The organism is Paracoccus endophyticus (assembly GCF_003286075.1).
Lineage (GTDB): Bacteria > Pseudomonadota > Alphaproteobacteria > Rhodobacterales > Rhodobacteraceae > Paracoccus > Paracoccus endophyticus.
In genome coordinates this window covers 1-25,533 of the sequence record NZ_QLUV01000001.1, presented here as the reverse complement: position 1 = coordinate 25,533, position 25,533 = coordinate 1, and the positions used below count along the sequence as shown (strand labels likewise).

General features: G+C 71.6%; 24 protein-coding genes and 1 riboswitch. Of the genes, 6 read left to right on the top strand and 18 right to left on the bottom strand.

Annotated features, from left to right (window positions below):
* Positions 1–171 precede the first annotated feature (171 nt).
* The 6 genes from DPQ23_RS00120 to pyrC all read right to left on the bottom strand — a co-directional run bounded on the left by DPQ23_RS00120 (position 172) and on the right by pyrC (position 6,574).
* Complete coding sequence (locus tag DPQ23_RS00120; RefSeq protein WP_112872660.1) at positions 172–1,569, bottom strand: helix-turn-helix domain-containing protein; 1,398 nt, start codon at positions 1,567–1,569, stop codon at positions 172–174.
* Positions 1,570–1,713: 144 nt separating this feature from the next.
* Positions 1,714–2,889: a multidrug effflux MFS transporter gene (locus DPQ23_RS00115; protein ID WP_112872659.1), complete on the bottom strand. Its 1,176-nt coding sequence runs from the start codon at positions 2,887–2,889 to the stop codon at positions 1,714–1,716.
* Positions 2,876–3,229, bottom strand: coding sequence for a DMT family protein (locus DPQ23_RS00110; RefSeq protein ID WP_112873274.1), 354 nt, complete (start codon positions 3,227–3,229; stop codon positions 2,876–2,878). The genes DPQ23_RS00115 and DPQ23_RS00110 overlap by 14 nt, the downstream gene beginning before the upstream one ends.
* A gap of 2 nt (positions 3,230–3,231) precedes the next feature.
* Positions 3,232–4,725 (bottom strand): replicative DNA helicase, encoded by a 1,494-nt coding sequence (locus DPQ23_RS00105; protein ID WP_112872658.1) that lies wholly within the window; start codon positions 4,723–4,725, stop codon positions 3,232–3,234.
* Between the two features lie 140 nt (positions 4,726–4,865).
* Positions 4,866–5,534: an orotate phosphoribosyltransferase gene (locus DPQ23_RS00100; protein ID WP_112872657.1), complete on the bottom strand. Its 669-nt coding sequence runs from the start codon at positions 5,532–5,534 to the stop codon at positions 4,866–4,868.
* Entirely contained in the window at positions 5,531–6,574 is a 1,044-nt protein-coding gene (gene pyrC / locus DPQ23_RS00095) for a dihydroorotase (RefSeq protein WP_112872656.1), read from the bottom strand. The genes DPQ23_RS00100 and pyrC overlap by 4 nt, the downstream gene beginning before the upstream one ends.
* Positions 6,575–6,724: 150 nt before the next feature.
* Here pyrC and DPQ23_RS00090 point away from each other — a divergent pair, with 150 nt between their 5' ends.
* Entirely contained in the window at positions 6,725–7,030 is a 306-nt protein-coding gene (locus DPQ23_RS00090) for an antibiotic ABC transporter (protein ID WP_240602281.1), read from the top strand.
* A gap of 82 nt (positions 7,031–7,112) precedes the next feature.
* Here DPQ23_RS00090 and gap read toward each other — a convergent pair whose 3' ends face one another.
* The 4 genes from gap to DPQ23_RS00070 all read right to left on the bottom strand — a co-directional run bounded on the left by gap (position 7,113) and on the right by DPQ23_RS00070 (position 9,934).
* Complete coding sequence (gene gap / locus DPQ23_RS00085; RefSeq protein WP_112872655.1) at positions 7,113–8,132, bottom strand: type I glyceraldehyde-3-phosphate dehydrogenase; 1,020 nt, start codon at positions 8,130–8,132, stop codon at positions 7,113–7,115.
* A 133-nt stretch (positions 8,133–8,265) separates the two neighbouring features.
* Positions 8,266–8,409 carry a hypothetical protein gene (locus tag DPQ23_RS15610; protein ID WP_170310741.1) on the bottom strand — a complete coding sequence of 48 codons (144 nt, stop codon included), beginning with the start codon at positions 8,407–8,409 and terminating at the stop codon, positions 8,266–8,268.
* Positions 8,410–9,158: 749 nt separating this feature from the next.
* Positions 9,159–9,554, bottom strand: coding sequence for a VOC family protein (locus DPQ23_RS00075; RefSeq protein WP_112872654.1), 396 nt, complete (start codon positions 9,552–9,554; stop codon positions 9,159–9,161).
* A 68-nt stretch (positions 9,555–9,622) separates the two neighbouring features.
* Positions 9,623–9,934: a ribbon-helix-helix domain-containing protein gene (locus tag DPQ23_RS00070; RefSeq protein ID WP_112873272.1), complete on the bottom strand. Its 312-nt coding sequence runs from the start codon at positions 9,932–9,934 to the stop codon at positions 9,623–9,625.
* Between the two features lie 263 nt (positions 9,935–10,197).
* On the opposite strand from DPQ23_RS00070, the gene mbfA reads away from it, so the two are divergent.
* Entirely contained in the window at positions 10,198–11,190 is a 993-nt protein-coding gene (mbfA, locus tag DPQ23_RS00065) for an iron exporter MbfA (protein ID WP_112872653.1), read from the top strand.
* 166 nt (positions 11,191–11,356) lie between these two features.
* On the opposite strand, the gene DPQ23_RS00060 is transcribed toward mbfA, so the two are convergent.
* The 7 genes from DPQ23_RS00060 to DPQ23_RS00030 form a co-directional block, all read right to left on the bottom strand.
* Positions 11,357–12,124 (bottom strand): ABC transporter ATP-binding protein, encoded by a 768-nt coding sequence (locus DPQ23_RS00060; protein WP_112872652.1) that lies wholly within the window; start codon positions 12,122–12,124, stop codon positions 11,357–11,359.
* Positions 12,121–13,122 carry a FecCD family ABC transporter permease gene (locus DPQ23_RS00055; protein ID WP_112872651.1) on the bottom strand — a complete coding sequence of 334 codons (1,002 nt, stop codon included), beginning with the start codon at positions 13,120–13,122 and terminating at the stop codon, positions 12,121–12,123. Before DPQ23_RS00055 ends, DPQ23_RS00060 begins: the two co-directional genes overlap by 4 nt.
* A complete protein-coding gene (locus DPQ23_RS00050) occupies positions 13,119–14,063 on the bottom strand; it encodes an ABC transporter substrate-binding protein (protein ID WP_240602280.1) in 945 nt (314 codons plus the stop codon). Before DPQ23_RS00050 ends, DPQ23_RS00055 begins: the two co-directional genes overlap by 4 nt.
* Positions 14,060–15,949, bottom strand: coding sequence for a TonB-dependent receptor plug domain-containing protein (locus DPQ23_RS00045; RefSeq protein WP_112872650.1), 1,890 nt, complete (start codon positions 15,947–15,949; stop codon positions 14,060–14,062). The genes DPQ23_RS00050 and DPQ23_RS00045 overlap by 4 nt, the downstream gene beginning before the upstream one ends.
* A 127-nt stretch (positions 15,950–16,076) precedes the next feature.
* A riboswitch (cobalamin riboswitch) is annotated at positions 16,077–16,280 on the bottom strand.
* A 176-nt stretch (positions 16,281–16,456) separates the two neighbouring features.
* The gene (locus tag DPQ23_RS00040; protein ID WP_170310740.1) at positions 16,457–17,056 is read right to left on the bottom strand and encodes an Isoquinoline 1-oxidoreductase subunit; all 600 of its coding nucleotides are present in this window, start codon (positions 17,054–17,056) and stop codon (positions 16,457–16,459) included.
* On the bottom strand, positions 17,056–19,218 hold the full coding sequence (locus DPQ23_RS00035) for a xanthine dehydrogenase family protein molybdopterin-binding subunit (protein WP_112872649.1): 2,163 nt from the start codon (positions 19,216–19,218) through the stop codon (positions 17,056–17,058). Before DPQ23_RS00035 ends, DPQ23_RS00040 begins: the two co-directional genes overlap by 1 nt.
* 3 nt (positions 19,219–19,221) lie before the next feature.
* Positions 19,222–19,680: a (2Fe-2S)-binding protein gene (locus DPQ23_RS00030; RefSeq protein ID WP_112872648.1), complete on the bottom strand. Its 459-nt coding sequence runs from the start codon at positions 19,678–19,680 to the stop codon at positions 19,222–19,224.
* A gap of 229 nt (positions 19,681–19,909) precedes the next feature.
* Between DPQ23_RS00030 and osmF the strand changes: the two genes are divergently transcribed.
* From osmF to DPQ23_RS15675, 4 genes are read left to right on the top strand one after another with little or no spacing between them, the layout of a single operon-like run.
* Positions 19,910–20,815 carry a glycine betaine ABC transporter substrate-binding protein OsmF gene (gene osmF, locus DPQ23_RS00025; RefSeq protein ID WP_112872647.1) on the top strand — a complete coding sequence of 302 codons (906 nt, stop codon included), beginning with the start codon at positions 19,910–19,912 and terminating at the stop codon, positions 20,813–20,815.
* 10 nt (positions 20,816–20,825) lie between these two features.
* Positions 20,826–22,022 (top strand): ABC transporter permease, encoded by a 1,197-nt coding sequence (locus DPQ23_RS00020; protein ID WP_240602279.1) that lies wholly within the window; start codon positions 20,826–20,828, stop codon positions 22,020–22,022.
* On the top strand, positions 22,019–22,957 hold the full coding sequence (locus DPQ23_RS15680) for an ABC transporter ATP-binding protein (protein ID WP_112872646.1): 939 nt from the start codon (positions 22,019–22,021) through the stop codon (positions 22,955–22,957). Before DPQ23_RS00020 ends, DPQ23_RS15680 begins: the two co-directional genes overlap by 4 nt.
* Positions 22,954–23,694 carry an ABC transporter permease gene (locus DPQ23_RS15675; RefSeq protein ID WP_112872645.1) on the top strand — a complete coding sequence of 247 codons (741 nt, stop codon included), beginning with the start codon at positions 22,954–22,956 and terminating at the stop codon, positions 23,692–23,694. Before DPQ23_RS15680 ends, DPQ23_RS15675 begins: the two co-directional genes overlap by 4 nt.
* Before the next feature lie 52 nt (positions 23,695–23,746).
* On the opposite strand, the gene DPQ23_RS00005 is transcribed toward DPQ23_RS15675, so the two are convergent.
* On the bottom strand, positions 23,747–25,210 hold the full coding sequence (locus DPQ23_RS00005; RefSeq protein WP_162630586.1) for a pyruvate kinase: 1,464 nt from the start codon (positions 25,208–25,210) through the stop codon (positions 23,747–23,749).
* Between the last annotated feature and the right edge of the window lie 323 nt (positions 25,211–25,533).

Below are 25,533 nucleotides of genomic sequence, written 5' to 3'. Positions count from 1 at the left end.
TGCCGGTCAGGCCCGGCCGGGTTCCGGGCTGGTTAGGGGAAACCGTGGCAGTCTTGCAACGCTGCAGTTCCCCCGATGCCGCCTGATCGGCGGAACCTTGCTGCCGAGGCGAAAACCCGCCTGTTCTTCGCCCCTTCTCGCCGGCAGGCAATCGTCGATTGGTCCTGCCGGTCAGCCGATGGCATAGGGCAACGGTCCCGACCGGTCGGGCGGCACCACGATGGGGCGGTCGATCGGGGGCACCGACCGCTGGTGGCAGTCGCTGCGCGGGCAGATGCGGCAGGACACGCCGATCTGTTCGTAGGAGTGCGGATTTCCCAGGTCCAGCCCGTCGGCATAGACCATGTCGCGCGCATGCGTGATCTCGCACCCCAGGCAGATCGCAAAGCGGCGGATGGGGGCGCGGAACTGGCCGGGGGCCTTCGCCACCTCGCGCGAGAGGCACAGATAGCGCACCCCGTCCGGCGTCTGGGCCAGCTGGCGCAGGAAGCGGCCGGGCGTCTCGAACGCCTGATGGACGTTCCACAGGGGGCAGGCGCCGCCAAAACGCGCGAATTGCAGCCGGGTGGCGGAGTGGCGCTTGGTGATCGTGCCGGCCTGATCCACGCGCACGAAAAAGAACGGCACACCCTTGTCGCCGGGGCGCTGCAACGTGGACAGCCGGTGCGCCACCTGTTCCAGCGAGGCGCCGAACAGATGGGCCAGCCGTTCCAGGTCGTGGCGTTCGGCCCGCGCCGCGGCCAGGAACGGGCGATAGGGCAGCAGCGCCGCGCCGGCAAACGAGTTCGCCAGCCCCACCCGCGCGATGTCGCGGGCGGTCTGGCTGCGGAACCGCCCGAGGTCCAGCGTCGCGTCCAGCAGGTCGCCCCGCGTCTCGCGGGCGACCAGGTTGAGCAGCTGGAACACGCGCGTTGCAGGCTCGGCCGTGGCGTTCAGGGTAATGCGGTTGCCGTCGCGGCGAAACACCGCCCCCGGCGGCAGTTCCGCATGATCGACGGTGATGCCCCGGTCCGACAGCGCCGCCATCGCGCGTGCCATCGGGTCGGCCCGCCGGCCGTCGGGGCAGGCGAAGCGTTCCGCCGCGCGGTCCACCGCATCGATGTAGTTGTCGCAGTAGTGGAAGAAGTCGCGCACCTCCTCCCACGGGGAGGACAGCGCGTTCTGTCCCGTGGCGCCCAACGCCTCGTCCAGGGCGGCCAGCCGGTCCTGCCCTTCGCGGTGGGCGCGGTACAGGTCCAGAAAGGCGCGCGCCAGCGACGGCGTGTTGGACGCGGCCAGCCGCAGGTCGGCCAGCGGCGTTGGCGCGTCGAACAGCGGGTCGGCCAGGGCCTCGGCCATGTCCAGCACCATTCGGTCGGCGTCGCCCGCCGCCATCGCCCCCACGTCCACCGCGAATTCCGACGCCAGCCGCAGCAGCACCCCGGCCGAGACGGGCCGGTGGTTGTTCTCCATCTGGCTGAGATAGGGCAGCGACACGCCCAGCCGGTCGGCGAACAGCCGCTGGGTCAGGCCGTGGCGGCTGCGTGTTTCGCGCAGCGCGGCGCCGGCATAGATCTTCTGGGTGGCCATCGCGGGTCCCTTGCTTTGCCAGCGCCGGGGATAGCGTTTGCAAAGCCCTGATAGCAAGCCTGCAAACGGTGCAGGCGACAGGCCGGGGCGGGACGAATCGATGGCTCATGCACCCCACCCTGGGGCAGAGGGGCAAAGATCCGGTTAACGCGCCTGCATCAGCGCCAGGATGCCCACCAGCGACCCCAGCGCCGACAGCAGCATGATGACCAACAGCGGCGCGGCCCCGGCGCCCGGCACCAGCAGCGCCCCGGCCAGCGCCGCCAGCCCCGCGCCCCCCGCAACCGCCATGGCGCCCCCCAGGCCGCTGGCGGTGCCGGCCAGGTCCGGGCGCACGCTCATCATGCCCGCGTTGGCGTTGGGCAGGACCATGCCGTTGCCCAGGCCCGTCACGCCAACCGCGCCGAAGAACATCAGCGGGTGGTGCAGCCCGGCCAGATCGGCAGCCAGCGCCATGGCCAGCGCGGCCCCGGTCAGCAGGCCGCCCCACAGGATCATCCGGTCCATGCCGATCTTGATCGACCAGCGGCCCGAGATGAAGTTGCCCAGCAGATAGCCGATCGACGGCGCGGCAAACCAGTATCCGACCTCGGCCGGGCGCAGGTGAAAGACCGTCTCGCCCACGAAGGGGGCGCCCCCCAGATAGGCGAAGAACGCCCCCGAGGCGAGCGTCGCCGCCGTCGCATAGCCCCAGAACCGCGCCGAACGGGCCAGCGCCGGATAGTTGCGCATCTGGGCGGCCATCGACAGCCCGGGGCCGCGCCGGGTTTCCCCCATGTCGAGCCAGACCAGCGCGGTGACCGCCGCGCCTGCGATCGCCAGCATCGAGAAGTTGGCGCGCCAGCCCAGCGCCTCGTCCAGAAGGCCGCCCAGCACCGGGGCCAGCATCGGGATCACCGACATGCCCATGGTGACATAGCCGATGCGGCTGGCCGCGGCGTCGCCTGCGACCAGGTCGCGCACCACCGCCCGCGACAGCACCATGCCGGTGGCGACCGCCGCCTGGATCATGCGGAAGACCAGGAACCAGCCGGCGGTCGGCGCCGCCCATGTGCCCACGCTGGACACCAGAAAGATCGCCAGCGCCCACAGCATCACGGGGCGGCGGCCATAGCGGTCGCTGATCGGGCCGGCGATCAGCTGCACCACCGCCGCCCCGGCCAGATAGGCCGAGACCGACAGCTGCATGACGCCGTAATCCACCCCGAAATCGCGCGCCATGCCCGGAAGCGAGGGCAGGAACACGTTCATCGACAGCGCGCCCAGACCCCCCAGCGCCACCAGCGTCAGGATGTGCGGCGCCGTCCTAGCCCCAGTCATGAAAGACAAACCATGCCCCCGCACAGATCAGCGTGAATCCCACGCCATGCTGCCAGCCCAGCCGCTCGCCCAGGTACAGCCACGAGAAGCCGGCAAAGACCGTCAGGCTGATGACCTCCTGGATGGTCTTCAGCTGGGCGGCGCTGAACTGGCGGTGGCCGATGCGGTTGGCCGGCACCTGAAGGATGTATTCCGGCAGCGCGATCAGCCAGCTTATCGCAATGACCAGCACCAGCGGGGCCGTCTTGAATCGCAAGTGGCCGTACCACGCCAGCGTCATGAACAGGTTGGACAAGGCCAGCAGGCCGATGGTGACGACCCAAACCGGCAGGGCGGGCAGGGTCAGCCCCATTGCTGCACGTGATGGCGCACCAGGTTGCCAAAGCGGGTGAAGCGTCCCTCAAAGCTGAGTTCCACCGTGCCGATGGGGCCGTGGCGCTGCTTGCCGATGATGACCTCGGCCTTGCCGTGGGCCTGCTCCATCTTCTGCTGCCACTCGGCCATCTTGTCGAGCTCGTGGTCGCCCGGCTTCTTGCGCTCTTCGTAGTATTCCTCGCGATAGACGAACATCACGATGTCGGCGTCCTGCTCGATGGACCCGGACTCGCGCAGGTCGGACAGCTGCGGGCGCTTGTCCTCGCGGTTCTCGACCTGGCGCGACAGCTGCGACAGGGCGATGACGGGAATGTTCAGTTCCTTGGCCACTGCCTTGAGGCCCTGGGTGATCTCGGACACCTCGTTGACGCGGCTGTCCTTGGCCGACGCCGCGCGCAGCAGTTGCAGATAATCCACGATCAGCAGGTCCAGCCCCATCGTCCGCTTCAGCTTGCGGGCGCGGGCGGCCAGCTGGTTGATCGGCAGCGCCGGGGTGTCGTCGATATACAGCGGGCAGTTCTGCAGGTCGTTGGCGGCCTGGACGAAGCGGCGGAATTCCTCCTCGCTCATGTCGCCGCGGCGGATCAGCTCGCTGGGAACCTCGGACGCCTCGGACAGGATGCGCGCGGCCAATTGTTCGGCCGACATCTCGAGCGAGAAGAAGCCGACGACGCCGCCATCGACCGTGCCGCGGGTGCCGTCGGGCAGGTCGCCCATGCGGTGCGCCTTGGCGACGTTGAAGGCGATGTTGGTGGCCAGCGAGGTCTTGCCCATCGACGGGCGCCCGGCCAGGATCAGCAGGTCAGACTTGTTCAGGCCCCCCACCTTGGCGTCCAGGTCCACCAGCCCCGTCGAGATGCCCGACAGCCCGCCGTCGCGCGCATAGGCCGCGTTGGCCGCCTGCACCGCGCCGGTGACGGCCTGAAGGAACGACTGGAAGCCGCGCTCCGCCACGCCCTGCTCGCCCAGCTTGTACAGCGTCTGCTCGGCGGTCTTGATCTGCTCCTCGGCGTCGTCGTCGATGGCCACGGTCGCGGCGCGCGACGCGATGTCGTGGCCCAGCGTGATCAGCTCGCGCCGCAGGGCGAACTCGCGGATCATCCGGGCATAGTCGCGCGCGGCATAGGACGACACCGCCGCCCCCGCCAGCCGCGCCAGATAGGCGGGGCCGCCCAGTTCCTTGAGGCCGGCGTCATGTTCCATGAACGCCTTGATCGTGACCGGGCTGGCGAGGGCGTTGCGCGTGATGCGTTCGGCGCACAGGTCGAAGATCCGGCGGTGGACGGGATCGTAGAAATGCTCGCCCCGGACCAGCCGGGTGACGGAATCGAACACGTCGTTGTTGGTCAGCAGCGCACCCAGCAACTGCTGCTCGGCCTCGATGGAAAAGGGAACGGCGGGACTATCGGACTCCTCGGCGCCCGCCGGGCGACGGGGCTCGATCGCGCGAAGCTCGTTCATCTCATGTCCTCGACTCGGGGTGCGCAGACTATCTCACGACAGGGGGCAGGGGTCCACGATGCCGCCCCTGAACAGCATGGGACGCCTCGGTGGAAAGCCTGTGGATAAAGGATAATCCTGTGGATAAGGCTGTGGCCAAGTCAGGGATGGGCCGCCTGCCAGCCCCGCGGATCGTTCAGGAAAGCCTCGACTTCGGAAAGGGTTGCCGGGTCGAACGCCCCTTGGGCGCGGGCCTCGGCCAGCACGTCCCACCAGGTGCACAGGTGATGCAGCGTTACACCATGCTCGGCCAGGCGTTGCGTCGTCCCGGGAAAGATGCCGTAGGAAAAGATCACCGCCGTGTGCGCGCAACGCGCCCCGGTTTCGCGGATGGCATCGACGAAGGACAGCTTGGACCCGCCGTCCGTGGTCAGGTCCTCGACCAGCAGGACGCGCTGCCCCTCGGTCATCAGCCCTTCGATGCGGGCGTTGCGGCCGTAGCCCTTGGGCTTCTTGCGCACATAGGTCATCGGCAGGGCCAGCCGCTCGGCCACCATCGCGGCAAAGGGGATGCCCGCGGTCTCGCCGCCTGCGATGTTGTCGAACGCCTCGAAGCCTGCATCGCGGCAGACGGTCGCGGCCAGAAAGTCCATCAGCGTGCCGCGGATGCGCGGATACGAGATCAGCTTGCGGCAGTCGATGTAGGTCGGCCCCTTGAGGCCCGAGGCATAGGTGAACGGCTCGGCCGAGAAATGCACCGCCTGGATTTCCAGCAGCATCCGGGCCGACAGGCGGGCGATCTCGTCGCGGGGGGGAAAGCTCAGGGTCATGCGGCCTCCTCGACGTGCCAGTACAGGGGAAAGCCCGGATCGAAGACGGTGACGGAATCCTCGCCCGCCGGGATGCGGGCGGGCCAGGTCGCGGGCTCGTCGCGGCGGGACAGGCGGATGCGGTCCGCGTTCGGGGCCAGCCCATAGAACGCCGCGCCGTTCAGGCTGACGAACGCCTCAAGCCGGTCCAGCCTGCCGGCCTGCTCGAACACATGGGCGCAGATCGGCAGCCAGTTCGGCGCGGTGAAGCAGCCCGCGCAGCCGCAGGCGCTTTCCTTGGCATGGTCGGGATGGGGCGCGCTGTCCGTCCCCGCGAAGAACCGCGCGTCGCCCGAGGTCGCGGCCTCGACCAGCGCCAGCCGGTGCCGTTCGCGCTTGGCGACGGGCAGGCAGTAGTAATGCGGCCGGATGCCCCCGGCCAGGATGTGGTTGCGGTTGATGACCAGATGGTGCGCGGTCAGGGTGCCGCCGATGTCGCCCCCGGCGCGGACATAGTCCACACCGTCCTGCGTGGTGATGTGTTCCATCACGACGCGCAGCCCGGGCGTCGCGCGGCGGACCGGGTCCAGCACGCGGTCGATGAACACCGCCTCGCGGTCGAAGATGTCCACGGCCGGGTCCGTCACCTCGCCATGCACGCACAGCGGGATGCGGGCCTGGGCCATCGCCTCGAAGACCGGGCGCACGCGGTCAAAGTCGCGCACGCCGCTGTCCGAGTTGGTGGTGGCCCCGGCCGGATACAGCTTGACCGCCGCGATGATGCCCGCGGCGTGCGCGGCCACCACGTCGGCGGGATCGGTCGCCTCGGTCAGGTACAGCGTCATCAGTGGCCGCAGCGTCGCATCCGCGGGCAGGGCCGCCGCGATTCGGTCGCGATAGGCCGCGGCCTGCGCCCCGGTGACGACCGGCGGCACCAGGTTCGGCATGATGATGGCGCGACCCAGCCGCGCCGACCAGGGCGCGACCGCCGCCAGCATCTGCTGGTCGCGCAGGTGAAGGTGAAAGTCGTCGGGGCGCCCGATCGTCAGGTTTCTGGTCATCGGATGCATCTATAACAGCCCCCGCGCGTTGGCCAGCGCCGACCGGAACGAACCTCCGCCCGGGCGGAAATCGTTGCTTGCAATTGCGACTGTGCAGATGCAGCATAAATCATGCTGCATTGCAGCATTCCTGCGAAAGGACCAACCGGAATGAACACGATGATCTGTAACCCCGCAGCCTCGATGAAGCTGTGGGGCGATGCGATGCGCATGGCATGCGAGGCGCAGTACGTGATGACCGTGCGCTTTGCGGGTCTGTTGGGCGTGATGCCCCAGCACCCCGGCGAGAACGTGCGAATGGTGATCGAGAAGACGGGCGCGGCGCGCGAATCCTTCGGCGCGGCGTTCCGGTCGGCGGCGCTCGGCTCGCGCGCGGACGAGGTGCTGGCGGCGGCCCTCAAGCCCTATGGCCGGCGCACGCGGGTCAATGCCCGCAGGCTCAGCCGCTTTCGCTAGGCCAGGGCAGGCGGGACCGGCATGATGCCGGACCCGCGTGGCGTATCGGGACCCGGCGCTGCGCCGGGCCCCGTGGCGCGCCTCAGATCAGCTTGCCCATGACGACGGCGGTGTCGCTCATCCGGTTCGAGAAGCCCCACTCGTTGTCGTACCAGGACAGGATGCGGACCAGCCGCCCGTCCATGACCTTGGTCTGGTCCATGTGGAACACCGACGAGCGCGGATCGTGGTTGAAGTCCGACGACACCAGCGGCTCGTCCGTATAGCCCAGCACCCCCTTCAGCGGCCCGTCGGCGGCGGCGCGGATGGCGGCGTTCACCTCCTCGACCGAGGTGTCGCGGCCGGCCTCGAACACCAGGTCCACGACCGACACGTTCGGCGTGGGCACGCGGATCGCCACGCCGTCCAGCTTGCCCTTCAGCTCCGGCAGCACCAGGCCCACGGCCTTGGCCGCCCCGGTCGAGGTCGGGATCATCGACAGCGCCGCGGCGCGGGCGCGGTACAGGTCCTTGTGCATCGTGTCCAGCGTGGGCTGGTCGCCGGTATAGCTGTGGATCGTCGTCATGAACCCCTTGGCGATGCCGATGCTGTCGTTCAGCACCTTGGCCACCGGCGACAGGCAGTTCGTCGTGCAGGACGCGTTCGAGACGACGTGATCGCCCGATTCAAGCGTGTCGTGGTTGACGCCATAGACGATGGTCTTCAGCGCCCGGTCGGTGCTCCATTCGCCGGACACCGGCGCCGACACCAGCACGCGCTTGGACCCGTTCTGAAGATGAATCGCGGCCTTGGCGCCGTCGGTGAAGATGCCGGTGCATTCCAGCGCGATGTCCACGTCGCCCCACGGCAGCTTGGCCGGGTCGCGCTCGGCGGTGACGCGCATCGGGCCGCGGCCCACGTCGATGCTGTCGGCGGTCGTCGTCACCGTGGCCGGAAAGCGGCCGTGCACGCTGTCATAGCGCAGCAGATGCGCGTTGGTTTCGACCGGCCCCAGGTCGTTGATCGCCACCACCTCGATGTCGGTGCGCCCGGATTCGACGATCGCCCGCAGGACGTTGCGCCCGATGCGACCGAACCCGTTGATCGCTACCTTAACAGCCATGAAAACCTCCAACCGCTGGTTTGCCCGGACGCTCCTTGCCCAAAACGGCGGCGGAATGCAATCAGCCGGGGGCGAGGGAGACACCGCCAGGGGCGCGGCCCCTTGCGGACGGCGGGCCGGGTCGCCCGGCGGCCTAGCGCCAGAAGCTGACCCACTCGACCAGCTCCGCGAACTGCCTGCCCAGCAGAAGGGGCAGGTCCAGGTGCAGCACGGCCGCATCCAGCACGAAGACGCCCGCGACCAGGGCCGCGATCACGATGGCGATGCCGTTGGTCATGCCGCTGTCCTTGCCTGCGCCCGGCCGTGATGGCCCGGCTGCGCGACCGACTAGCGCCCGCCGCGCGACGGGGCAAGCCGCAGCCCCGCGGCGGCACACGGGGGGGGCGCGGCGGCCGCCTGCCCCGTGCGGTCCCCGCAGCCGGGTCAGGCGGCACCGTGGGCGGGTCGCGGTGTCGTCGCGCGCCCCGCCCTTGGGTTTGCGTCAGCCCTCGCCATGCCCTCGGCAGGCGGCGGGCCGCTCCGGCGCGGGCCTTCTCCTCGATCCGGCGGCCCACCTTGGGGTCGATGCTTCTCCGCCAGGCGAACGCCCGGCTCAGCACCGGCTCGCGCACGCCCCCCGCCAGGCTGCCCGCCACGTCCGTCGGGCCCGATGCTGAGGCTGTGGCGGTCGCCGACCGCCGGGGCCCCGGTGAAGGTGGTCGAGGGGAACGTGCCGCGCGCGAGGTGATCGGACATCGAATGGTTCCGTCCAGGCTGGACTGACGCGCCGACCGGGCGCGTCCGCGAGGCAGTCGTGGGGATGGATGTCGCGCGCCATCTGGATCAGCGTCGCTATCGTCTCGGGCTTCAGCGCCTTGACCTCCATCGCCCAGGCGCCGCCGTTCTGCGCGACGAAGCCCGTCCCCACGACCATGGTCGCGCCATGGGCGACGCTGCGCGCCAGCAGCGTGCGCCGCGTCAGCCCCCGTGTGTCGACTGTCCTCACCTGCTGCCCTCCTCCCGAAGGGTTGCCGTCCGTCCCCCCGCCTAACTGAAGCGGCCGCCCTTCTGGATGACCTCGATCTGATAGCCGTCGGGGTCGGCGACAAAGAAGAACCGGGCGAAGGGGCGGCCGTCCTTCCGGAAATCCTTGATGTCGCGCGGGCCATAGCCCAGGTCGGTCATCCGCCGGTGGGCGGCGTCAAGATCGTCCACCACGACGGCCAGGTGGCCATAGCCGTCGCCGTGGGCATAGGGTTCGCTGCGGTCGTCGTTGACCGTCAGCTCGACCTCGAACCCGGTTTCGGCGTTCGACAGGTAGATCAGCGAGAATCCGTCGAAGCGGTTGATGTCGATCCGGTCCAGCCCCAGCGCGTCGCGATAGAAGGCGACGGCGCGATCCTCGTCCAGGACCCGAATCATGCTGTGCGCGGCCTTGGCCATGATGCCCCTTTCCGTCCGTTCCGGTTCAGTCTGTCCGGGCCGGACGGGGCGGCGGTAGTACGGGGTTACTACACCGACATTCGGCGCAGGTCGGGGGGGCGCGCGGCCAGTGCCGCCTCGGCGCCCATCTCGGTCCGGGTCAGGCAGGCGCAGCGCAGCAGCGAGGTGAAGTTCTCGGCCTCGCCGTTGCGCATCAGCACCTCGTTGTGCAGGCGCGACAGAAAGGCGGGCGTGGTCATCCCCTCTTCCCGCGCGATCTCGTCCAGGATCTGCCAGAAGGCGCGCTCAAGCCGGATGCTGGTGGACTGCCCGTTCAGGCGCAGCCGCCGGGTCAGCGGCTGATAACGCCGCATGTCTTGCATGGCGAACATCCGGCACATCGGCGCGTCCCCCCGCTCGGTCCATCGGTGCGCGGACCGCACGCCGCCCTGCACGCGGCGTTCCGGCCGATGGTCCCGCAACCGGGCAAGGATTGCGTGTTTGCGCCCGCAAGGCAATCGCACCGCCGGGCAGGGCGCGAAAGTTGATCGGCGCGGGCCTGCCTTGCGGGGCGGGCAGGGCCGGGGGGCGGCCGAATGCCCCGTGGCCAGCCGGCGCGGCCCTGCTATACCGGCGCCAGCAACCGCTAGACCCGAGGAACGCCATGCTTGCCCGCCTGTCCTGGCCCGGCTTTTCCGGCAAACGCCGCTTTGACGACCTGACGCAGCAGGAAATCCTTGCGCTCGCCATCTCCTCCGAGGAGGAGGACGGCCAGATCTATGCGACCTATGCCGCCCGGCTGCGCGACCGCTATCCCGCGTCGGCGGCGGTGTTCGACGGCATGGCGGCCGAGGAAAACCAGCATCGCCGGGCGCTGCTGGACCATTATCACCGCCGCTTCGGCGACGTGGTGATCCCGATCCGGCGCGAGCATGTGCGCGACTTCTACGCGCGCCGCCCGGTCTGGCTGGTCGAGCAACTGAGCCTGGACCGCATCCGGCAAGAGGCCGGCGACATGGAGCGCGAGGCGCAGGCCTTTTACGTCCGGGCCGCGGGCCGGGCCACCGACGTCGAGATCCGCAAGCTGCTGGGCGATCTGGCCGCCGCCGAAGGCAAGCACGAGCGCAAGGCCGGCCTGCTGGCCGAGCAGCACCTGGACCACGACGAGCGCAGCGCCGAGGACCGCGCGGCGCACCGCCAGTTCGTCCTGACCTGGGTGCAACCGGGCCTTGCGGGGCTGATGGACGGGTCGGTGTCCACGCTGGCGCCGATCTTTGCCACCGCCTTCGCCACGCAGGACACCTGGACCACGTTCCTCGTGGGGGTGTCGGCATCGGTCGGCGCGGGCATCTCGATGGGGTTCACCGAGGCCGCGCACGACGACGGCAAGCTGTCGGGCCGGGGCGCGCCGTGGAAGCGGGGCCTTGCGTCCGGGGTCATGACGACGCTGGGGGGTCTGGGGCACGCGTTGCCGTATCTGATCCCCAGCTTCTGGACGGCGACCGTCATCGCGCTGCTGGTCGTGTTCGTCGAGTTGTGGGCGATCGCCTGGATCCAGAACCGCTACATGGAAACGCCGTTCCTGCGCGCCACCTTCCAGGTGGTGCTGGGCGGCGCGCTGGTCCTTGCCGCGGGCATCCTGATCGGGGGGGCCTGACGCGCGGCCCGAGCGGGCGTCGCCCCGGGATGGCAGCCGACGTGGCACGGGCCAGACGCCGCGACCCCCGGTCCCAGCCGGGTTCCGGGCGTGGGGGCCGACGCCGACCGAACGGGTCCGCAATGGCCCCGCCGCTGTCCGCCCACGGCGGTCGGACCCTCTCCCCTCAGCCGGCCCGCTCGCGGCGTGCGTCGGGCAGGGTGTCCAGCGTCTGGAAGATCGGCCCGTTCCGGCCGGTCGCGAAATGCGCGGTGATGCCGAACACCCGCGCCAGGTTGTCGGGCGTCAGCACCTCGCCGGGCGGGCCGTCGGCGGCGACGCGGCCGTCGTGCAGCATCACCAGCCGAGAGCAATGGCGCGCCGCAAGCCCCAGGTCGTGCAGGGCGGCCAGAACCGCCCCCCCCTGCGCGGCGATGCCGGCAAAGGCGCGCATCACCCGGATCTGCGCCGCCGGGTCCAGGCCCGCGACCGGCTCGTCCGCGACCAGCAGCGGGGTGTCCTGCGCCAGCGCGCGGGCGATCAGGACGCGCGCCTGCTCGCCCCCCGACAGCGCCGTCGCGGGGCGGTGGCGCAGGGGGCCAAGGTCCAGCGCCTCGATCGCGCGGTCCACCGCGCCTCGGTCGCGGCGGGCGCCGTCGTGCGGCATGCGGCCCAGTGCCACCAGATCCTCGACACTGACCGGCCAGGCAATTTCGCGGCCCTGCGGCATGAAGGCCGCGCGGCGGGCGCGGTCCTGCGGCGCCAGCAGGGCCAGCGACGACCGCCCGCGATGGGGCAGCAGCCCCAGCGCCGCCCGTAGCAGCGTGGTCTTTCCCGCGCCGTTGGGGCCAAGCAGCCCCACGAATTCGCCCGCGCGCAGGTCCAGGTCGATGCCGTCCAGCACCGTGCGGCCCCCGCGGTCCACGCCCAAGTCCTTCAGCGACAGCAGGCTCACAGCCCCTCTCTCCGCGTGCGATAGATCAGGTGCAGGAAGAACGGCGCGCCCACCAGCGCCGTCAGCACCCCCAGCTTGAGATCGCGGTCGGGCGCGATCAGGCGCACGGCGACATCGGCCGCCAGCACCACCGCCGCGCCCCCCAGCGCCGAGGCGGGCATCAGCCGCGCCGGGTCCGCCCCGACCGCGCGGCGCAGCAGATGCGGCACGACCAGCCCGACAAAGCCGATCGCGCCCGCGACTGCCGTGGCCGAGCCGACCAGCGCCGCCGTGCCCGCGACCACCGCCAGGCGCAGGCGGCCCAGGGGGATGCCCATCGACGCGGCCGCATCCTCGCCCAGCGTCAGCGCCCTGAGGCCCCGGCCGGTCCACAGCAGCAGCGCCGCCCCCGCCAGAAAGAACGGCAGCGTCGTCGCCACGTGCAGCATGGATCGATCGGCGAGCGAGCCCATCATCCAGAAGATGATCTCGTTGGCCGCAAAGGGGTTGGGCGACAGGTTCAGCACCAGCGAGGTCGCGGCCCCCGCCAGCGCGGACAGCGCGATGCCCGCCAGGATCAGCGGCAGCGAGCCCTGGTTCAGCCCCGCCAGCATCAGGATCAGCAGCACCGAGACCAGCGCCCCGGCCAGCGCCGCCACCAGCGTGGCCAGCGGCATCGTGGCGGCAAGCCCCGTCTGGATCGCCAGCACCGCCCCCAGCGCGGCCGAGGCCGAGGTGCCGACCAGCCCCGGCTCGGCCAGCGGGTTGCGCAGGAACCCCTGCAGCGCGGCCCCGGCAAGGCCCAGGCTGGCGCCCACCAGCGCGCCGAGGATGGCGCGCGGCAGCCGCAGTTCGTGCATGACGATGGCCAGCAGGTCGCCCTGCGGGCGCAGCAGCGCGGCCAGCTCCTCGCGCGCGCCGATCGGCGCCGGGCCGGTCAGCAGCGACGCCGTGAACAGCGCGCCCACCAGCGCCGCCAGCCCGCCCAGCAACAGCCCGTGCCGCCGACCGCCGGTCATGGCAGGGCCCCGTGGCCGCCCTGCGGCGCACCGCCCGGTGCGGGGGCCGCGTCTGCCGGGATGGGCGCCGCGTCCGCGCGCAGGCGCAGCTGCCGCAGCGCGGCCACGGCGCGCAGGACCCGGGGCGTGCCGCAGACCCAGTCGGGGCTGGACCGCACCGTGCCGCGCCCCTCGCGCGCAAGGCCGGACAGCACCGGGTGGCCCAGCACCTCCTCGGCCCGCGAGGCGCCGGCGAAACGCTGGCCCTGCACGATCAGGTCGGGGTTGGCCAGCACCAGCTGTTCCAGCGCCAGCGTGCCGCCCGCGGGCAGGCCCGCCTCGGCCGCGATGTTGCGCCAGCCCGCAGCCGCCAGGATCTGCCCCGACAGGCTGGCGTCGCCCGCCGTATAGCCGTTCGCATGATACATCGCCGCCGACGGCCGCGCGCCGGGGGCATCCCCCAGCGCGGCAAGGTCGCGGTCGAACTGCGCAATCATGGCGTCCGCCTGGGGCGCGCGGCCCAGCGCGTCCCCCATCCGGCCGATGTTGCCGCGCAGGTCGTCAAAGTCGCGCTCGGTGTCGAACAGGACGACGGGGATGCCCAGACGCTCCAGCATCGCGACCGTGGTGGCCGAGCCGTACCGCCCGGCCAGCACCAGGTCGGGCCGCAGCAGATAGATTTCCTCGGCCAGCGCGTGGTTGACGGGATAGTCCGCCGCCCGATCGGCCAGGGCCGAGCTGACGGGATCGCGCGCCAGCCAGCTGACCGAGACGAGCTGGCCGGGCGCGGCCAGCATCATGGCCAGCTGGTCGGTGCACAGGTTGATCGAGACCACGCGACGCGGCGCATCGGCCCCCGCGGGCGCGGGCCCAGCAGGCGCGGCCCCGGCCGCCGACGCGCCCGGCGACAGCCCTGCCGCCAGGCATGCCGTCAGGCACGCGGCCGCGACCCGCCGCGTCACCACGCGGTCTCAAGCCCCACATGGACGGTCCGCCCGGCCGAGGCATAGCCCCAGACGTCCGAATACTCCTCGTCGAACAGGTTCACGACCCGCGAGGTCAGGCGCAGGCTGTCGGTCACGTCATAGCCGCCCGACAGGTTCACGACGGTAAAGTCCGGCAGTTCCTCGGTCGCGAAGGCGCCCCAGAACTGGGTGTCGTAGTTGCCCGCGACGTGCCGCAGATCGGCGGTGATCCGGCCCCGGCCACCGGCGACGGCCAGGCTGGCCGTCAGGCCCAGCTCGTGGCGCGGGCGGCGGATCTCGACGCTGCCGTCGGGGCCCTTGGCGGACAGGTAGGTATAGGCCAGCCCCAGGTCCAAGGCGTCCGTGGCCTCCAGGCGGGCCGCGACCTCGATCCCCTCGCGCGGGCTTTCGCCGGCCTCGTTGACATAGGACGCGCGCACGCCGTCGGGGGCGCCCCCGAAGACATAGGTGATCTCGTCGTCCATCGTCTCGTTGAAATAGGTGACGTCGATCAGGCCGCGGCCGTCCAGCAGCCCCGCCTCGATACCGATGTCGAAGCCGGTGTTGCGTTCGGGGCGCAGGTCGGGGTTGCCGACGGTGAAGGTGTCGTCGGCGTAAAGCTCGTAGAACGCCGGGTTGACCAGCCCGCGCCCGGCCGAGGCGTGCAGCCGCAGCGCGGTGTCAGGGATGCGCCAGGACAGCCCGAGGTTCCAGCTGGTGAAGTCCTGAAAGACCTCGTTGTCGTCGCGGCGCAGCCCGGCCTGGATATCAAGGCCATTGTCCAGGAAACCGCGGTATTCCAGCGCGACCGAGGTGTTCCTGCGGTCGAAATCGGGTCCGGCGTTGTTCTCGTCGTCGATCCGCTCGACCATGACGTTCAGCAGATGCGCGGCGGACTCGACCGGCTGGCCGTCCAGCCCATAGCTGAGCCGGTATTTCAGCGCGCGCGTTTCGCCGCGGGTTTCGTCGCCGCCGTTGTCGCTCAGCTTCAGGACGGTGCCCTGAACCTCAAGCCGATGGGTCAGGCGGCCGTCCAGCATCGCGTATTCCGCCCAGGCGGCGCCCGAAACCTCGGTCCGTTCGCCATACAGGGTCGGGTCGTCGATCAGATAGCTGCCCGCATCGGTCGCGCCGAAGTTGACCGCGTCATAGTCGTAATCCTCGCCCGCGCGGCGCAGGGTAAAGCCCAGCGTCACGTCGTCCGCGGGCTTCCAGTCCCCCGTCAGGCCGATCGTCTGGCGATCCGAGCCGTCCTTTTCGCCGCCGTCGCCCGACTGGTCGAAGCCCTTGTCGTCGCGCGCCGAGGCCGTGAACGCGAGGCCCCCGCGCGGGCCGCGCTGCGTGAACCAGCCCGACGCCGCCGTGCCGTTGCCGACCTCGACCGCGCCGCCGTAATGGGTGCCGCTGCGGCCGCGGCGGGTGACGATGTTGATGACCCCCGCCGAGGCGTTCGATCCGAAAAAGACCGACTGCGGGCCGCGCAGGACCTCGATCCGCTCGATGTTGGCGGTTTCCAGGCTGGACATGACGTATTCGTCCGCGCCCCCCGCGGCCTGCACGCCGTCGATCAGGACCAGCGTGTGATTGGCCTCGGCCCCCCGGATGCGGACCTGGGTGATGCTGGACCCGGTCGAGCTGACCGAGACGCCGGGAACGGTGCGCAGCGCGTCCTGGACGGTGCGGAGGCCGCGCCGCTCGATGTCGTCGGCGGTCAGCACGGTGAACGCGCGGCCATAGGCGTCGGCCGCGACCGGCGACAGCCCGCCCGAGATCACGACCGTGTCGAGCATGATGGGGGACGCGGGCCCGGCGGTCTGGGCCTGCACGGCCAGGGGGGCGAGTGCCGCGCAGAGCGCGAGACGCGAGAGGGGGGACGGGGTCATTCCAGAGCCTTCCAGCGCAGACGACGTCTGCGATTGCAGATGTAACCTGCGGCTCGGGCGCACGCCCCCGCAGGCCGGTGACCGTCACCACTGCGGAGGACCGCTTTCCTGGCACGCCCCGCGCCGGAAATGGGTGATCGCTTCGGCAGGTCTCCTGGCTCGCGGGTCGGGGCTTGGGTCGGCCTTCCCGGGGTCGCCCCCAGTGACATCTTCGACCGTCGCTCGCCGCTTACAGTTGCGGGGGCAGCCACGGATTTGCCCCAAGGGGGCGCACCGCAGTTCCCTTTTAATCCGACGGCGTGCCGCCGGAACCAAAGCTGTGCGTCGGATGGGATGGAAGAGGGGGGCCTGTCAAGACGAGATATGCGCCCCGGCCGCAACGGGGGCGGGCAGCGGGGCGGTGCCCGCCGCCGAAAAAGCGCCGCCGCCCCGCCGGTCACGCCCGCGCCGGTCACGCCCGGCCAAGGCGCAGTCGCCCGCGCCGCGCGTGGCCCGCGCTGGCGCGGGTCAGCCCGGACAGGCCGCGCCGGTGTCGATCCAGGCGCGGGTCAGCTGGCCGAAAACCTCCTGCGAGCCGGGGGCGGGCGGGCGGCCCTGTCCGGGGTCCCAGCCCCAGCCCACCAGCCCGTCCTCGGCGTTGTGGGCGTGGATCGCCTCCAGGTCCTTGCCGCCGTTGCGGGCGGGGTCCTTGATCTGGGCGCAGATCTCGGCCAGCGACCGGCCCTGCCAGCCCATCGACACCGGGGCCAGCGCCCAGGCCTCGTGGCCGGGAATCGAGGCGGGCTGGGTGGCGAAGCTGACGTTGCGGGTGCCGTGGCAGGTGTTGCAGGTCATGCCCGCGGGGCCGAAATCCGCCTCTCCGCGCACCACCGGCGGGTTGTGGGCGCGCATGTCGTCGCCCTGCGTCGGCCCGCCGGTGACGGGGTGGCAGTTCAGGCAGCGGGGATGGGTCAGCACCTTGCCCATCTCGACGAACAGCGCCGCGGACCGGGCCGCGTCGTCCGCGCCCGTGATCTGGTCGGGCGTCCGCAAGTCCTGCGCCGCCGCGGGCTGGATCATCGCGGGCTGGACCAGCGCGGCCACGACGACAAGCGCCAGCGCCCGCATCACACAACCCCCCCGGCCTGGATCATCGGCAGGGCGCGCGTCCGCTGTCCCGTCAGCGCGCGCCAGGCGTTGGCGACCGCCGGGCCGATCGGCGGCACCCCCGGCTCGCCCACGCCGGTCGGGGCCTCGTCCGACCTGATGATCGTGACCTCGACCTGCGGCATCTCGCTGATCCTCAATGTGGGATAATCGTCGAAGTTGCCCTCCTGCACGGCGCCGTTCTCGCCCAGGGTGATGGTGCTGTGCAGGATCGCGCCCAGGCCGAAGCCGATCCCGCCCTCCATCTGGGCGCGGATGATGTTGGGATTGACGGGGATGCCGCAGTCCACCGCGCACCACGCGCGGGTGACATGAGGCTGGCCGTCGCGGCTCTCGACCTCGACGATCTGGGCGACATAGGTGCCGAAGCTTTTCGCAAACGCGACGCCGTAGCCCCTGTCGCCCTGCTTGCTGCCCTGCCAGCCGGCAAGGTCGCGCACGGCCTCGATCACCGCGCGTTCGCGCGTGGCGTCGGGGCGCAGCAGGTCCAGACGGCCCTGCACGGGGTCCTTGCCGACCGCCTCGAGCAGTTCGTCCAGGAACGTCTCGGTCGCCATGGTGGTGTGCGTGGACCCCACCGACCGCCACCACAGCACCGGCACCTTGCCGTCCACCCGCCGCCACGCGACGCGGTGGCCGCCAAAGGTCCAGGGCAGGTTGATCGACCCTTCGTAGGCGGTCGGGTCCAGCCCGTCCTGCATCATCATCTCCATCGCCGTGCCGGCCACGATGGACTGGTTGGCGATCACGTTTTCCCACGCGGCGATGCGGCCGTCCGGGGTGATGGCCCCGCGCAGGCGGTGAACGGTCATCGGGCGGTAATAGCCGCCGCGGATGTCGTCCTCGCGCGTCCACATCAGCTTGTAGCTGCCGTTGCCCCCGGCCTTTGCGACCTCGGCCAGTTCGATGGCGAAATGCGCGCTGCCCTGCGCGCGCCGCCCGAACGAGCCGCCGGCCAGCATCACGTGGACCGTCACCGCCTCGACCGGCAGGCCGAGGGTCCTGGCGATGGCCGGACGGTCAAGGCCCGGAAACTGGCAGCCGTACCACGCCTCGGCCCGGCCGTCCGACAGGGTGATGACGCCGTCCAGCGTCTCCATCGGGGCATGGGCCAGATAGGGAAAGCTGTATTCGGCCTGCAACAGCGTGACGCCGGGGGCGTCAAGGCCGGACAGGTCGCCCGATTCCTCGACCGTGCGGCCGGCCTCGCGCGCGGCGGCGGTCATCTCGGCCATCAGGGCCTGGCTGGTGCGGGTTTCGGCGGCCGACAGGTCCCATTCGACCTTCAGCGCGGCGCGGGCCTTCAGCGCGGCAAAGGTGCTGTCGGCATAGACGGCGATGCCTTGGGGCAACTGGCGGATCGCCCGGACGCCGGCGACCTGCCGGGCGTCCGCGTCGTCCCAGGATTTCACCGTCGCGCCAAAGCTGCGCGGGCGTTCGATCACGACGACCTGCACGCCCTCGGGGTACAGGTCCAGCGTGAACTGCGCGCGGCCGTCGGACTTTTCGGCGGTGTCCAGCTTGGGCAGGTCGGTGCCGATCAGCACCCAGTGCTCGGGCGGCTTCAGCGGGGTCTCGGCGGGCACGGGGCGCTGCGCTGCGGCCTGGGCAAACGCGCCGAAGCCCGAGTCCCGCCCCGACGGATGGCTGATCCGCCCCCTGGCGACCGCGATCTCGGCCGGCGGGACGCCCCAGGCCTCGGCCGCGGTCTCGACCAGCATCTGCCGCACGGCGGCGCCGGCCCCGCGCATCTGCAGGAAGCTGTTGCCCAGCGCGGTCGATCCGCCCGTGCCCTGCATCCCGAAGGCCAGGTTGGCATAAAGCGCGTCATCGGCGTGCGCCAGCGCGCCGCGCATCTGCGACCAGTCGGCGTCCATCTCCTCGGCCACCAGCGTGGCAAGGCCGGTCAGGGGTCCTTGCCCGAATTCGATGTGCTTGACGATCACCGTCACGGTGTCGTCGGGCGCGACGTGGATGAAGGCGCCGGGCGGAACGGCGGGGGCGGCGGGAACCGCGGCCTCGGCCGCGGCGTCCTGCGCGCGCGTCTTCAGCGGCAGGGCCACGGCGACCAGCAGGCCGGAGGCGGCGCGCAGGAACCCGCGGCGGGATGTGGCAAGACCCATGGCTCAGCCCTCCAGCGTCCGGGCGGCGTCGTGGATCGCGGCCCGGATGCGGTGATAGGTGGCGCAGCGGCAGGCGTTGCCGGCCATCGCCTCGTCGATCTGCTGGTCGGACGGCGCGGGCAGCTGTTGCAGCAGCATCGTCGCGCTCATCACCTGGCCCGACTGGCACCAGCCGCACTGCGGCACGTCCAGCGCCCGCCACGCGGCCTGGATGGCGTCGAACTCGCGCCCCGCCATGCCCTCGATCGTGGTGACGTCGGCGCCCTCGATCATGCCGACGGGGGTGACGCAGGACCGTCGCGGGGTGCCGTTCAGCATCACCGTGCAGGCGCCGCATTGCGCCACGCCACAGCCGAACTTGGTGCCGGTCAGGCGCAGCTCGTCCCGAAGGACCCACAGCAGCGGCGTGTCGGGGTCGATGTCCAGCGTCCGTTGCGTGCCGTTGATCGTGATCGTCGTCATGGCCTGGCTCCCTCGCTCGGCCTGGAAAAGGCTAGACCAGAAACCGCTGCGGCAAAAGCGCGCATCGCGCGCCAGTTGCAAAATGACGCCGCCCCCCGGTCGCGCGCGGAAAATGTCCAGCCCCGCCGCACCCTTGCCGCCTGTCGCCGCGTTGGGTGGCGGCGTCGTTTTCAGTTGCGCGGGCCGCCGGAACAGGCCCGGCTGTGGACAAGGTAGCAGGAGAGTGAAGATGAAAAGAATCACCGCAATCGCGACGGCCCTGCTGGTCGGGCTGGCATCGCAGGCCGCGGCCAGGGACATCGTCGTGTCGTCCAAGATCGACACCGAGGGCGGCCTGCTGGGCAACGTCATCCTGCTGGCGCTGGAAAACGCCGGCCTGCCGGTCGAGAACCGGCTGCAACTGGGCGGCACGCCGATCGTGCGCGACGCCATCACCTCGGGGCAGATCGACGTCTATCCCGAATACACCGGCAACGCCGCGTTCTTTCACAACCAGGCCGACAACCCGGTCTGGAAGGATGCGGCCAAGGCCTATGCCACCGCGGCCGAGCTGGACCGCGCGCAGGACCTCGTCTGGCTGACGCCCGCGCCCGCCAACAACACCTGGGCCATCGCCGTGCGCAAGGACGTGGCCGACCAGAACACGCTGGCCACGATGTCCGACTTCGGCGCCTGGGTCGCGGGGGGCGGGCAGGTCAAGCTGGCGGCCTCGGCCGAGTTCGTGACCTCGCCCGCCGCCTTGCCGGCGTTCCAGGCGACCTATGGGTTCCAGCTGGACCCCGCGCAGCTGGTACAGCTGTCGGGCGGCGACACCGCGGCCACCATCGCGGCGGCCGCGCAGCAGACATCGGGCGTGAACGCCGCGATGGTCTATGGCACCGACGGCGGGATCGAGCCTGCGGGGCTGGTGGTGATGGCCGACGACAAGGCGGTGCAGCCGTTCTATCAGCCCGCGCCCGTGGTGCGCGCGCCGGTGCTGGCCGAATACCCGCAGATCGCCGAGGTGCTCGATCCGATCTTCGCCGGGTTCGACCTTGCGACGCTGCAGGGGCTGAATGCCCGCATCCAGGTCGGCGGAGAGCCTGCGGCCGCGGTGGCGCGCGACTATCTGACCCAGCAGGGCATCCTGAAGTGACGCGCGGCCCGTGGCCGGCGGGATGATGGCGGCCGCCGCCCCGGCGCGTGCGCGGGTGACGCTCAGCCGGCCCGGCGTGCTGTTCGCGGCCATCGGCCTTGCGGGTCTGGCGCTGCCGCTGGTGCAGTTCCGCGCCAACCGCATCGTCGCGGGCGAGGGCGCGTCCCTGCCCGGCGCGCTGGGCGGGTGGGGCTGGATCGCGGCGGCGGCGCTGGCCGCGGCGCTGCTGGTGGGCGTGCCCGCGCGCACCCCCGCGCGCCTGCGGCTGGCGCTGGCCCTGGGCGGCGTTCTGGTCACGGTCGCGGCATTGGGCGCGTCCGCGGGCGCGTTGACCCCGCCGGGCGACCGCATCGCGCGCGTGTCGCCCTCGGCCGGGTTCTGGCTGCTGGGGCTGGCGTTCGCGCTGGCGGTGGCCGACGCGCTGGCGCGGATCGGCCTGGCCTTCCGGCAGCGCTGGGCGCTGCTGGCGGGCGCGGTCGCGGTGGTGGCGCTGGTCCTTGGGTCGGGGCTGCTGGACGACGTGTCGGTCATGCGCGAATATCAGGCCCGCCGCGATGTCTTTGCGCGCGAGGCGGGGCGCCACCTGCTGCTGGCGTTCGGATCGCTGGGGGCGGCGCTGGCGGTCGGCCTGCCGCTGGGCATCGCCATCCATCAGGTGCCGCGGCTGCGGGCGGGCGTGCTGGGCGGGCTGAACATCGTCCAGACGATCCCGTCGCTGGCGCTGTTCGGCATCATGATCCCGCTGTTCGGCTGGGTCGCGGCCACCGTGCCCGGCGCCGCGGCGGCGGGCGTCGCGGGCATCGGCGCGTTTCCCGCGCTGGTCGCGCTGTTTCTGTATTCGCTGCTGCCGGTGGTGTCGAACATGGTCGTGGGCCTGTCGGCCGTGCCCCACGGCGCGCGCGACGCAGCCGTGGGGCTGGGCATGACCCGCGCGCAGGTGCTGGCGCAGGTGATGATCCCCCTGACGCTGCCGGTGGTGCTGGCGGCGGTGCGGATCGTGCTGGTCCAGAACATCGGGCTGGCGGTGATCGCCGGGCTGATCGGCGGCGGCGGGTTCGGCAGCTTCGTGTTCCAGGGGCTGAACCAGACCGCGATGGACCTTGTGCTGCTGGGGACGCTGCCGACCATTGCGCTGGCCCTGGTGTCGGGGATCGCGCTGGACCTGCTGGTCGCGCAACTGGATGGACGGCGGGGGCGCGGCACATGATCGAGATCGAACACCTGACCCGCCGCTATGGCGATCGCACCGTGGTCCGCGATGTCAGCCTGACCGTCGGGCGCGGGCAGATCGCGGCGCTGGTCGGCACGTCGGGGTCGGGCAAGACCACGCTGTTGCGGATGATCAACCGGCTGGTCCAGCCGACGGCCGGGCGGGTGCTGATCGACGGCACCGACACCGCGACGGTGCCCGCGCATCTGCTGCGCCGCCGCATCGGCTATGCCATCCAGGGCCACGGGCTGTTTCCGCACCGCACGGTCGCCCAGAACATCGCCACCGTCCCGCGCCTGCTGGGCTGGGACGCGGCCCGCATCCGGGCGCGGGTGGACGAGCTGCTGGACCTGTTCCAGCTGCCCCCGGTCGAGTTCCGCGACCGCCTGCCGCACCAGCTGTCGGGCGGCCAGCAGCAGCGCGTCGGCGTCTCGCGCGCGCTGGCCGCCCGCCCCGACCTGCTGCTGATGGACGAGCCGTTCGGCGCGCTGGACCCGGTGATCCGCGCCAGCGCCCAGGCCGACCTGCGCCGCATCCAGCGCGAGCTGGGCACGACGCTGGTGATCGTGACCCACGACATCGACGAGGCGATGGCGCTCGGCGACCGCATCGGCGTCATGGACCAGGGCCTGCTGCTGCAATACGCGCCCCCGCGCGCGATCCTGACCGATCCCGCGACGCCCTTCGTCGCGCGGCTGATCGGGACCGACCAGCGGCCGTTCCACCTGCTGTCGCTGTCCCGCGTGGCCGATCTGGCCACGCCCGGCACGGCCGACGGCCCCCCGGTCGCGCCCGACGCCAGCCTGCGCGACGCGCTGGCGCTGTGCCTGTGGTCGGGCAGGGGCGCGCTGCCGGTGCAGGGCGGGGGCGTCGTGACGCTGGAGGCGCTGCGCCGGGCGGCGCGGCCGGGCGGCGCGGGGGCGGACCCATGATCGGCCGCGCGGCGCTGGGGCTGGCGGCGGCGGTCCTGGCGGCGTTCCTGCTGGCGCCGGAACGGTTCGCGCCGCTGCTGCGGCCGCTGGCGGCGAACGGCGCGCCGCCGATCTATACCCAGACCAGCCTGCTGGGGCTGACGCTGTGGCATCTGGCGCTGGTCGCGGCGGCGGTCGCGGCCTCGACCGTCGTGGCGGTGGGCCTGGGCATCCTTGTCACGCGGCCGGGCTGGCGCGACGTCCTGCCCTTGGCGCGCACCGTCACCTCGGTCGGGCAGACGTTCCCGCCGGTCGCGGTGCTGGCGCTGGCGGTGCCGCTGATGGGCTTCGGCTCGGGGCCGACGCTGCTGGCGCTGTTCCTTTACGGGCTGCTGCCCATCTTCGAGAACACGCTGGCGGGGCTGACCGGCCTGCCGCCCGCCGTGACCGAGGCCGCGCGCGGCATGGGCATGACGCCCGCGCAACGGCTGGTGCAGGTGGAACTGCCGCTGGCGCTGCCGGTGATCCTGGCCGGCGTGCGGCTGTCGGCGGTGATCGCGCTGTCCACCGCGACGATCGGCTCGACCGTCGCGGCGCGCACGCTGGGCGAGGTCATCATCGCCGGCCTGCTGTCCTCCAACACCGCCTTCGTGGTGCAGGGCGGCGTGGTCGTGGGCACGCTGGCGCTGCTGATCCACGCGGGATTCGTCTGGCTGGAGCGGCGGCTTGCGCCCGGCGGACCGTCGGACCGGCGCTGATCCCCCGCGGTCCGTCATGCGGGCGCCGATCCCGCCCGCCTGTCAGGCGCTGCTACCCAGCGGACCACAGTTTCAGCGGCCCCATGCGCTCGGCCTTCTTGGCGGTGTGACGGCCCATGCGGCCCAGGATGTCGCGCAGGAACACCACGCCGTCGGTCACATGCGGGCCCTTGTTCAGCATGACGCATTCGGCGCGCTGCGACATCGCGGCGTCGGTGGTCTCGGCGCGGGTGGCGTGGCCTTCCTTGACCAGCCCCTCCAGCACCTGCGTGGCCCAGATCACCGGCACATGGGCGGCCTCGCAGATCCACAGGATCTCTTCCTGGATCTCGCTCAGCCGTTCAAAGCCGATCTCGACGGCCAGGTCGCCGCGCGCGATCATCACCGCGACGGGCGCCCGCCCGCCCGCGGTCACGATCAGGTCGGGCAGGTTGCGCAGGGCGCGCGCCGTCTCGATCTTCAGGACCAGCGGCGGGGTGCGGTCGGGCGACAGCGCCTCGATCCGGTCCAGAAGCGCGGTCACGTCCTCGACGGTCTGGACGAAGGAATAGGCGATCAGGTCGGCATGGCCCACGACAAAGGGCAGCGCCTGCAGGTCGTCGGCGGTCAGGCCGGGCAGGTCCAGGTCCACCCCGATCAGGCTGATGCCCTTTTCGGGCTTGGGCTTCCAGCCCTTGGCGGGGGCCGATGTCACCTGGCAGACGGCGTGGTCCCTGGCCCGTGCGGTGACGACGGCGCGCAGCTTGCCGTCGTCCAGCCAGATTTCGCCGCCTTCGGTCAGCGCATCGTAAAGCGGCGGCTCGTCCAGCACCAGGCGGGGGGTCTTGCCCGCGCCGGGCGCCAGCGTCAGGGTGAACTGGTCGCCCACGGCCAGCCGCTTGGCCTTGCCGGGCGAGACGGCGGCGATGCGCTGCTTGGGGCCGCCCAGGTCGATCTCGACCGGGATGGCGCGGCCGGCGGCGCGGGCCGCCGCGGCCGCGTGGTCCAGCATCCGCTGCCACACCGTCTGGCTGTCATGGGCGCTGTTGATCCGCAGGCAGTCGGCGCCCGCCGCCACGATCCCGGCGATGACCTGCGGATCGTCGGCGGCCTCGGACGGCAGCGTGACCATGATGCGGGTGGCGCTGTCGTCCTGGCCGGGACCGAACAGCGCGTCGCGCCGCTGGGCGATCAGCGCCGCGCCCTCGCGGAACAGCTGCGGGTCCGGGAACCGCTGCGCCGTCCCGGTCGAGATCGCCAGCAGCGCCGCCAGCGTCGCGTCCAGCGAGGCCATGACATGCGCCTCGGCCCGGCCCAGCGACGACAGGCCCATCGCGCTCAGCTGCGGTTGCAGGGCCGCGATGTCGATCTGGCGCAGCGCCAGATAGGCTGCCAGGTTGCGCGCCGAGTCCGCGAACCGGGGGTCCGCCAGCAGCGGCTGCCAGCCTTGAAAGATCCGCGCGCCGGTGTCCGCGACCCGTCCGCGCACGGCGGCAAGCTCTTGCGCCAGCCTGGCTGCCCGTGTTGTCCCGTCCATCTGCACGCGCCTTTCGCCCCTGCCCAAGCCCCGCCCCGCCCGTCTGGGCCCGTCTAGGGCCGTCTCGTGACAGGATCACGACAGGCCCGTGTCGGCAAACCCCCGGGTCGGGATCGCCCGTGCGCGGGCTGCGAGGCGAAGCGGCGGTCGCCCGCGATCCACTGGCCGTCGATCAGGTGTCTGCCGTGGGGGGCGAAGGTCATCGCGAACTCCTGCGTGCAAGGGGGTGGGGCGGCGCGTCCGCCTGACATGGCGCCTCGGGGGGCGTAAGTCAAATCTGGCATACCAGATTGCGCGGCCCGGCGCGCGGGCCTATGGTGCGC

Bases quoted from the DNA above. Each gene is read 5' to 3' on its own strand.
- DPQ23_RS00120 (WP_112872660.1), bottom strand. From the start codon at position 1,569: ATGGCCACCCAGAAGATCTATGCCGGCGCCGCGCTGCGCGAAACACGC.
- DPQ23_RS00115 (WP_112872659.1), bottom strand. From the start codon at position 2,889: ATGACTGGGGCTAGGACGGCGCCGCACATCCTGACGCTGGTGGCGCTG.
- DPQ23_RS00105 (WP_112872658.1), bottom strand. From the start codon at position 4,725: ATGAACGAGCTTCGCGCGATCGAGCCCCGTCGCCCGGCGGGCGCCGAG.
- DPQ23_RS00100 (WP_112872657.1), bottom strand. From the start codon at position 5,534: ATGACCCTGAGCTTTCCCCCCCGCGACGAGATCGCCCGCCTGTCGGCC.
- pyrC (WP_112872656.1), bottom strand. From the start codon at position 6,574: ATGACCAGAAACCTGACGATCGGGCGCCCCGACGACTTTCACCTTCAC.
- DPQ23_RS00090 (WP_240602281.1), top strand. From the start codon at position 6,725: ATGAACACGATGATCTGTAACCCCGCAGCCTCGATGAAGCTGTGGGGC.
- gap (WP_112872655.1), bottom strand. From the start codon at position 8,132: ATGGCTGTTAAGGTAGCGATCAACGGGTTCGGTCGCATCGGGCGCAAC.
- DPQ23_RS15610 (WP_170310741.1), bottom strand. From the start codon at position 8,409: ATGACCAACGGCATCGCCATCGTGATCGCGGCCCTGGTCGCGGGCGTC.
- DPQ23_RS00075 (WP_112872654.1), bottom strand. From the start codon at position 9,554: ATGGCCAAGGCCGCGCACAGCATGATTCGGGTCCTGGACGAGGATCGC.
- DPQ23_RS00070 (WP_112873272.1), bottom strand. From the start codon at position 9,934: ATGTGCCGGATGTTCGCCATGCAAGACATGCGGCGTTATCAGCCGCTG.
- mbfA (WP_112872653.1), top strand. From the start codon at position 10,198: ATGCTTGCCCGCCTGTCCTGGCCCGGCTTTTCCGGCAAACGCCGCTTT.
- DPQ23_RS00055 (WP_112872651.1), bottom strand. From the start codon at position 13,122: ATGACCGGCGGTCGGCGGCACGGGCTGTTGCTGGGCGGGCTGGCGGCG.
- DPQ23_RS00045 (WP_112872650.1), bottom strand. From the start codon at position 15,949: ATGACCCCGTCCCCCCTCTCGCGTCTCGCGCTCTGCGCGGCACTCGCC.
- DPQ23_RS00040 (WP_170310740.1), bottom strand. From the start codon at position 17,056: ATGCGGGCGCTGGCGCTTGTCGTCGTGGCCGCGCTGGTCCAGCCCGCG.
- DPQ23_RS00035 (WP_112872649.1), bottom strand. From the start codon at position 19,218: ATGGGTCTTGCCACATCCCGCCGCGGGTTCCTGCGCGCCGCCTCCGGC.
- DPQ23_RS00030 (WP_112872648.1), bottom strand. From the start codon at position 19,680: ATGACGACGATCACGATCAACGGCACGCAACGGACGCTGGACATCGAC.
- osmF (WP_112872647.1), top strand. From the start codon at position 19,910: ATGAAAAGAATCACCGCAATCGCGACGGCCCTGCTGGTCGGGCTGGCA.
- DPQ23_RS15680 (WP_112872646.1), top strand. From the start codon at position 22,019: ATGATCGAGATCGAACACCTGACCCGCCGCTATGGCGATCGCACCGTG.
- DPQ23_RS15675 (WP_112872645.1), top strand. From the start codon at position 22,954: ATGATCGGCCGCGCGGCGCTGGGGCTGGCGGCGGCGGTCCTGGCGGCG.
- DPQ23_RS00005 (WP_162630586.1), bottom strand. From the start codon at position 25,210: ATGGACGGGACAACACGGGCAGCCAGGCTGGCGCAAGAGCTTGCCGCC.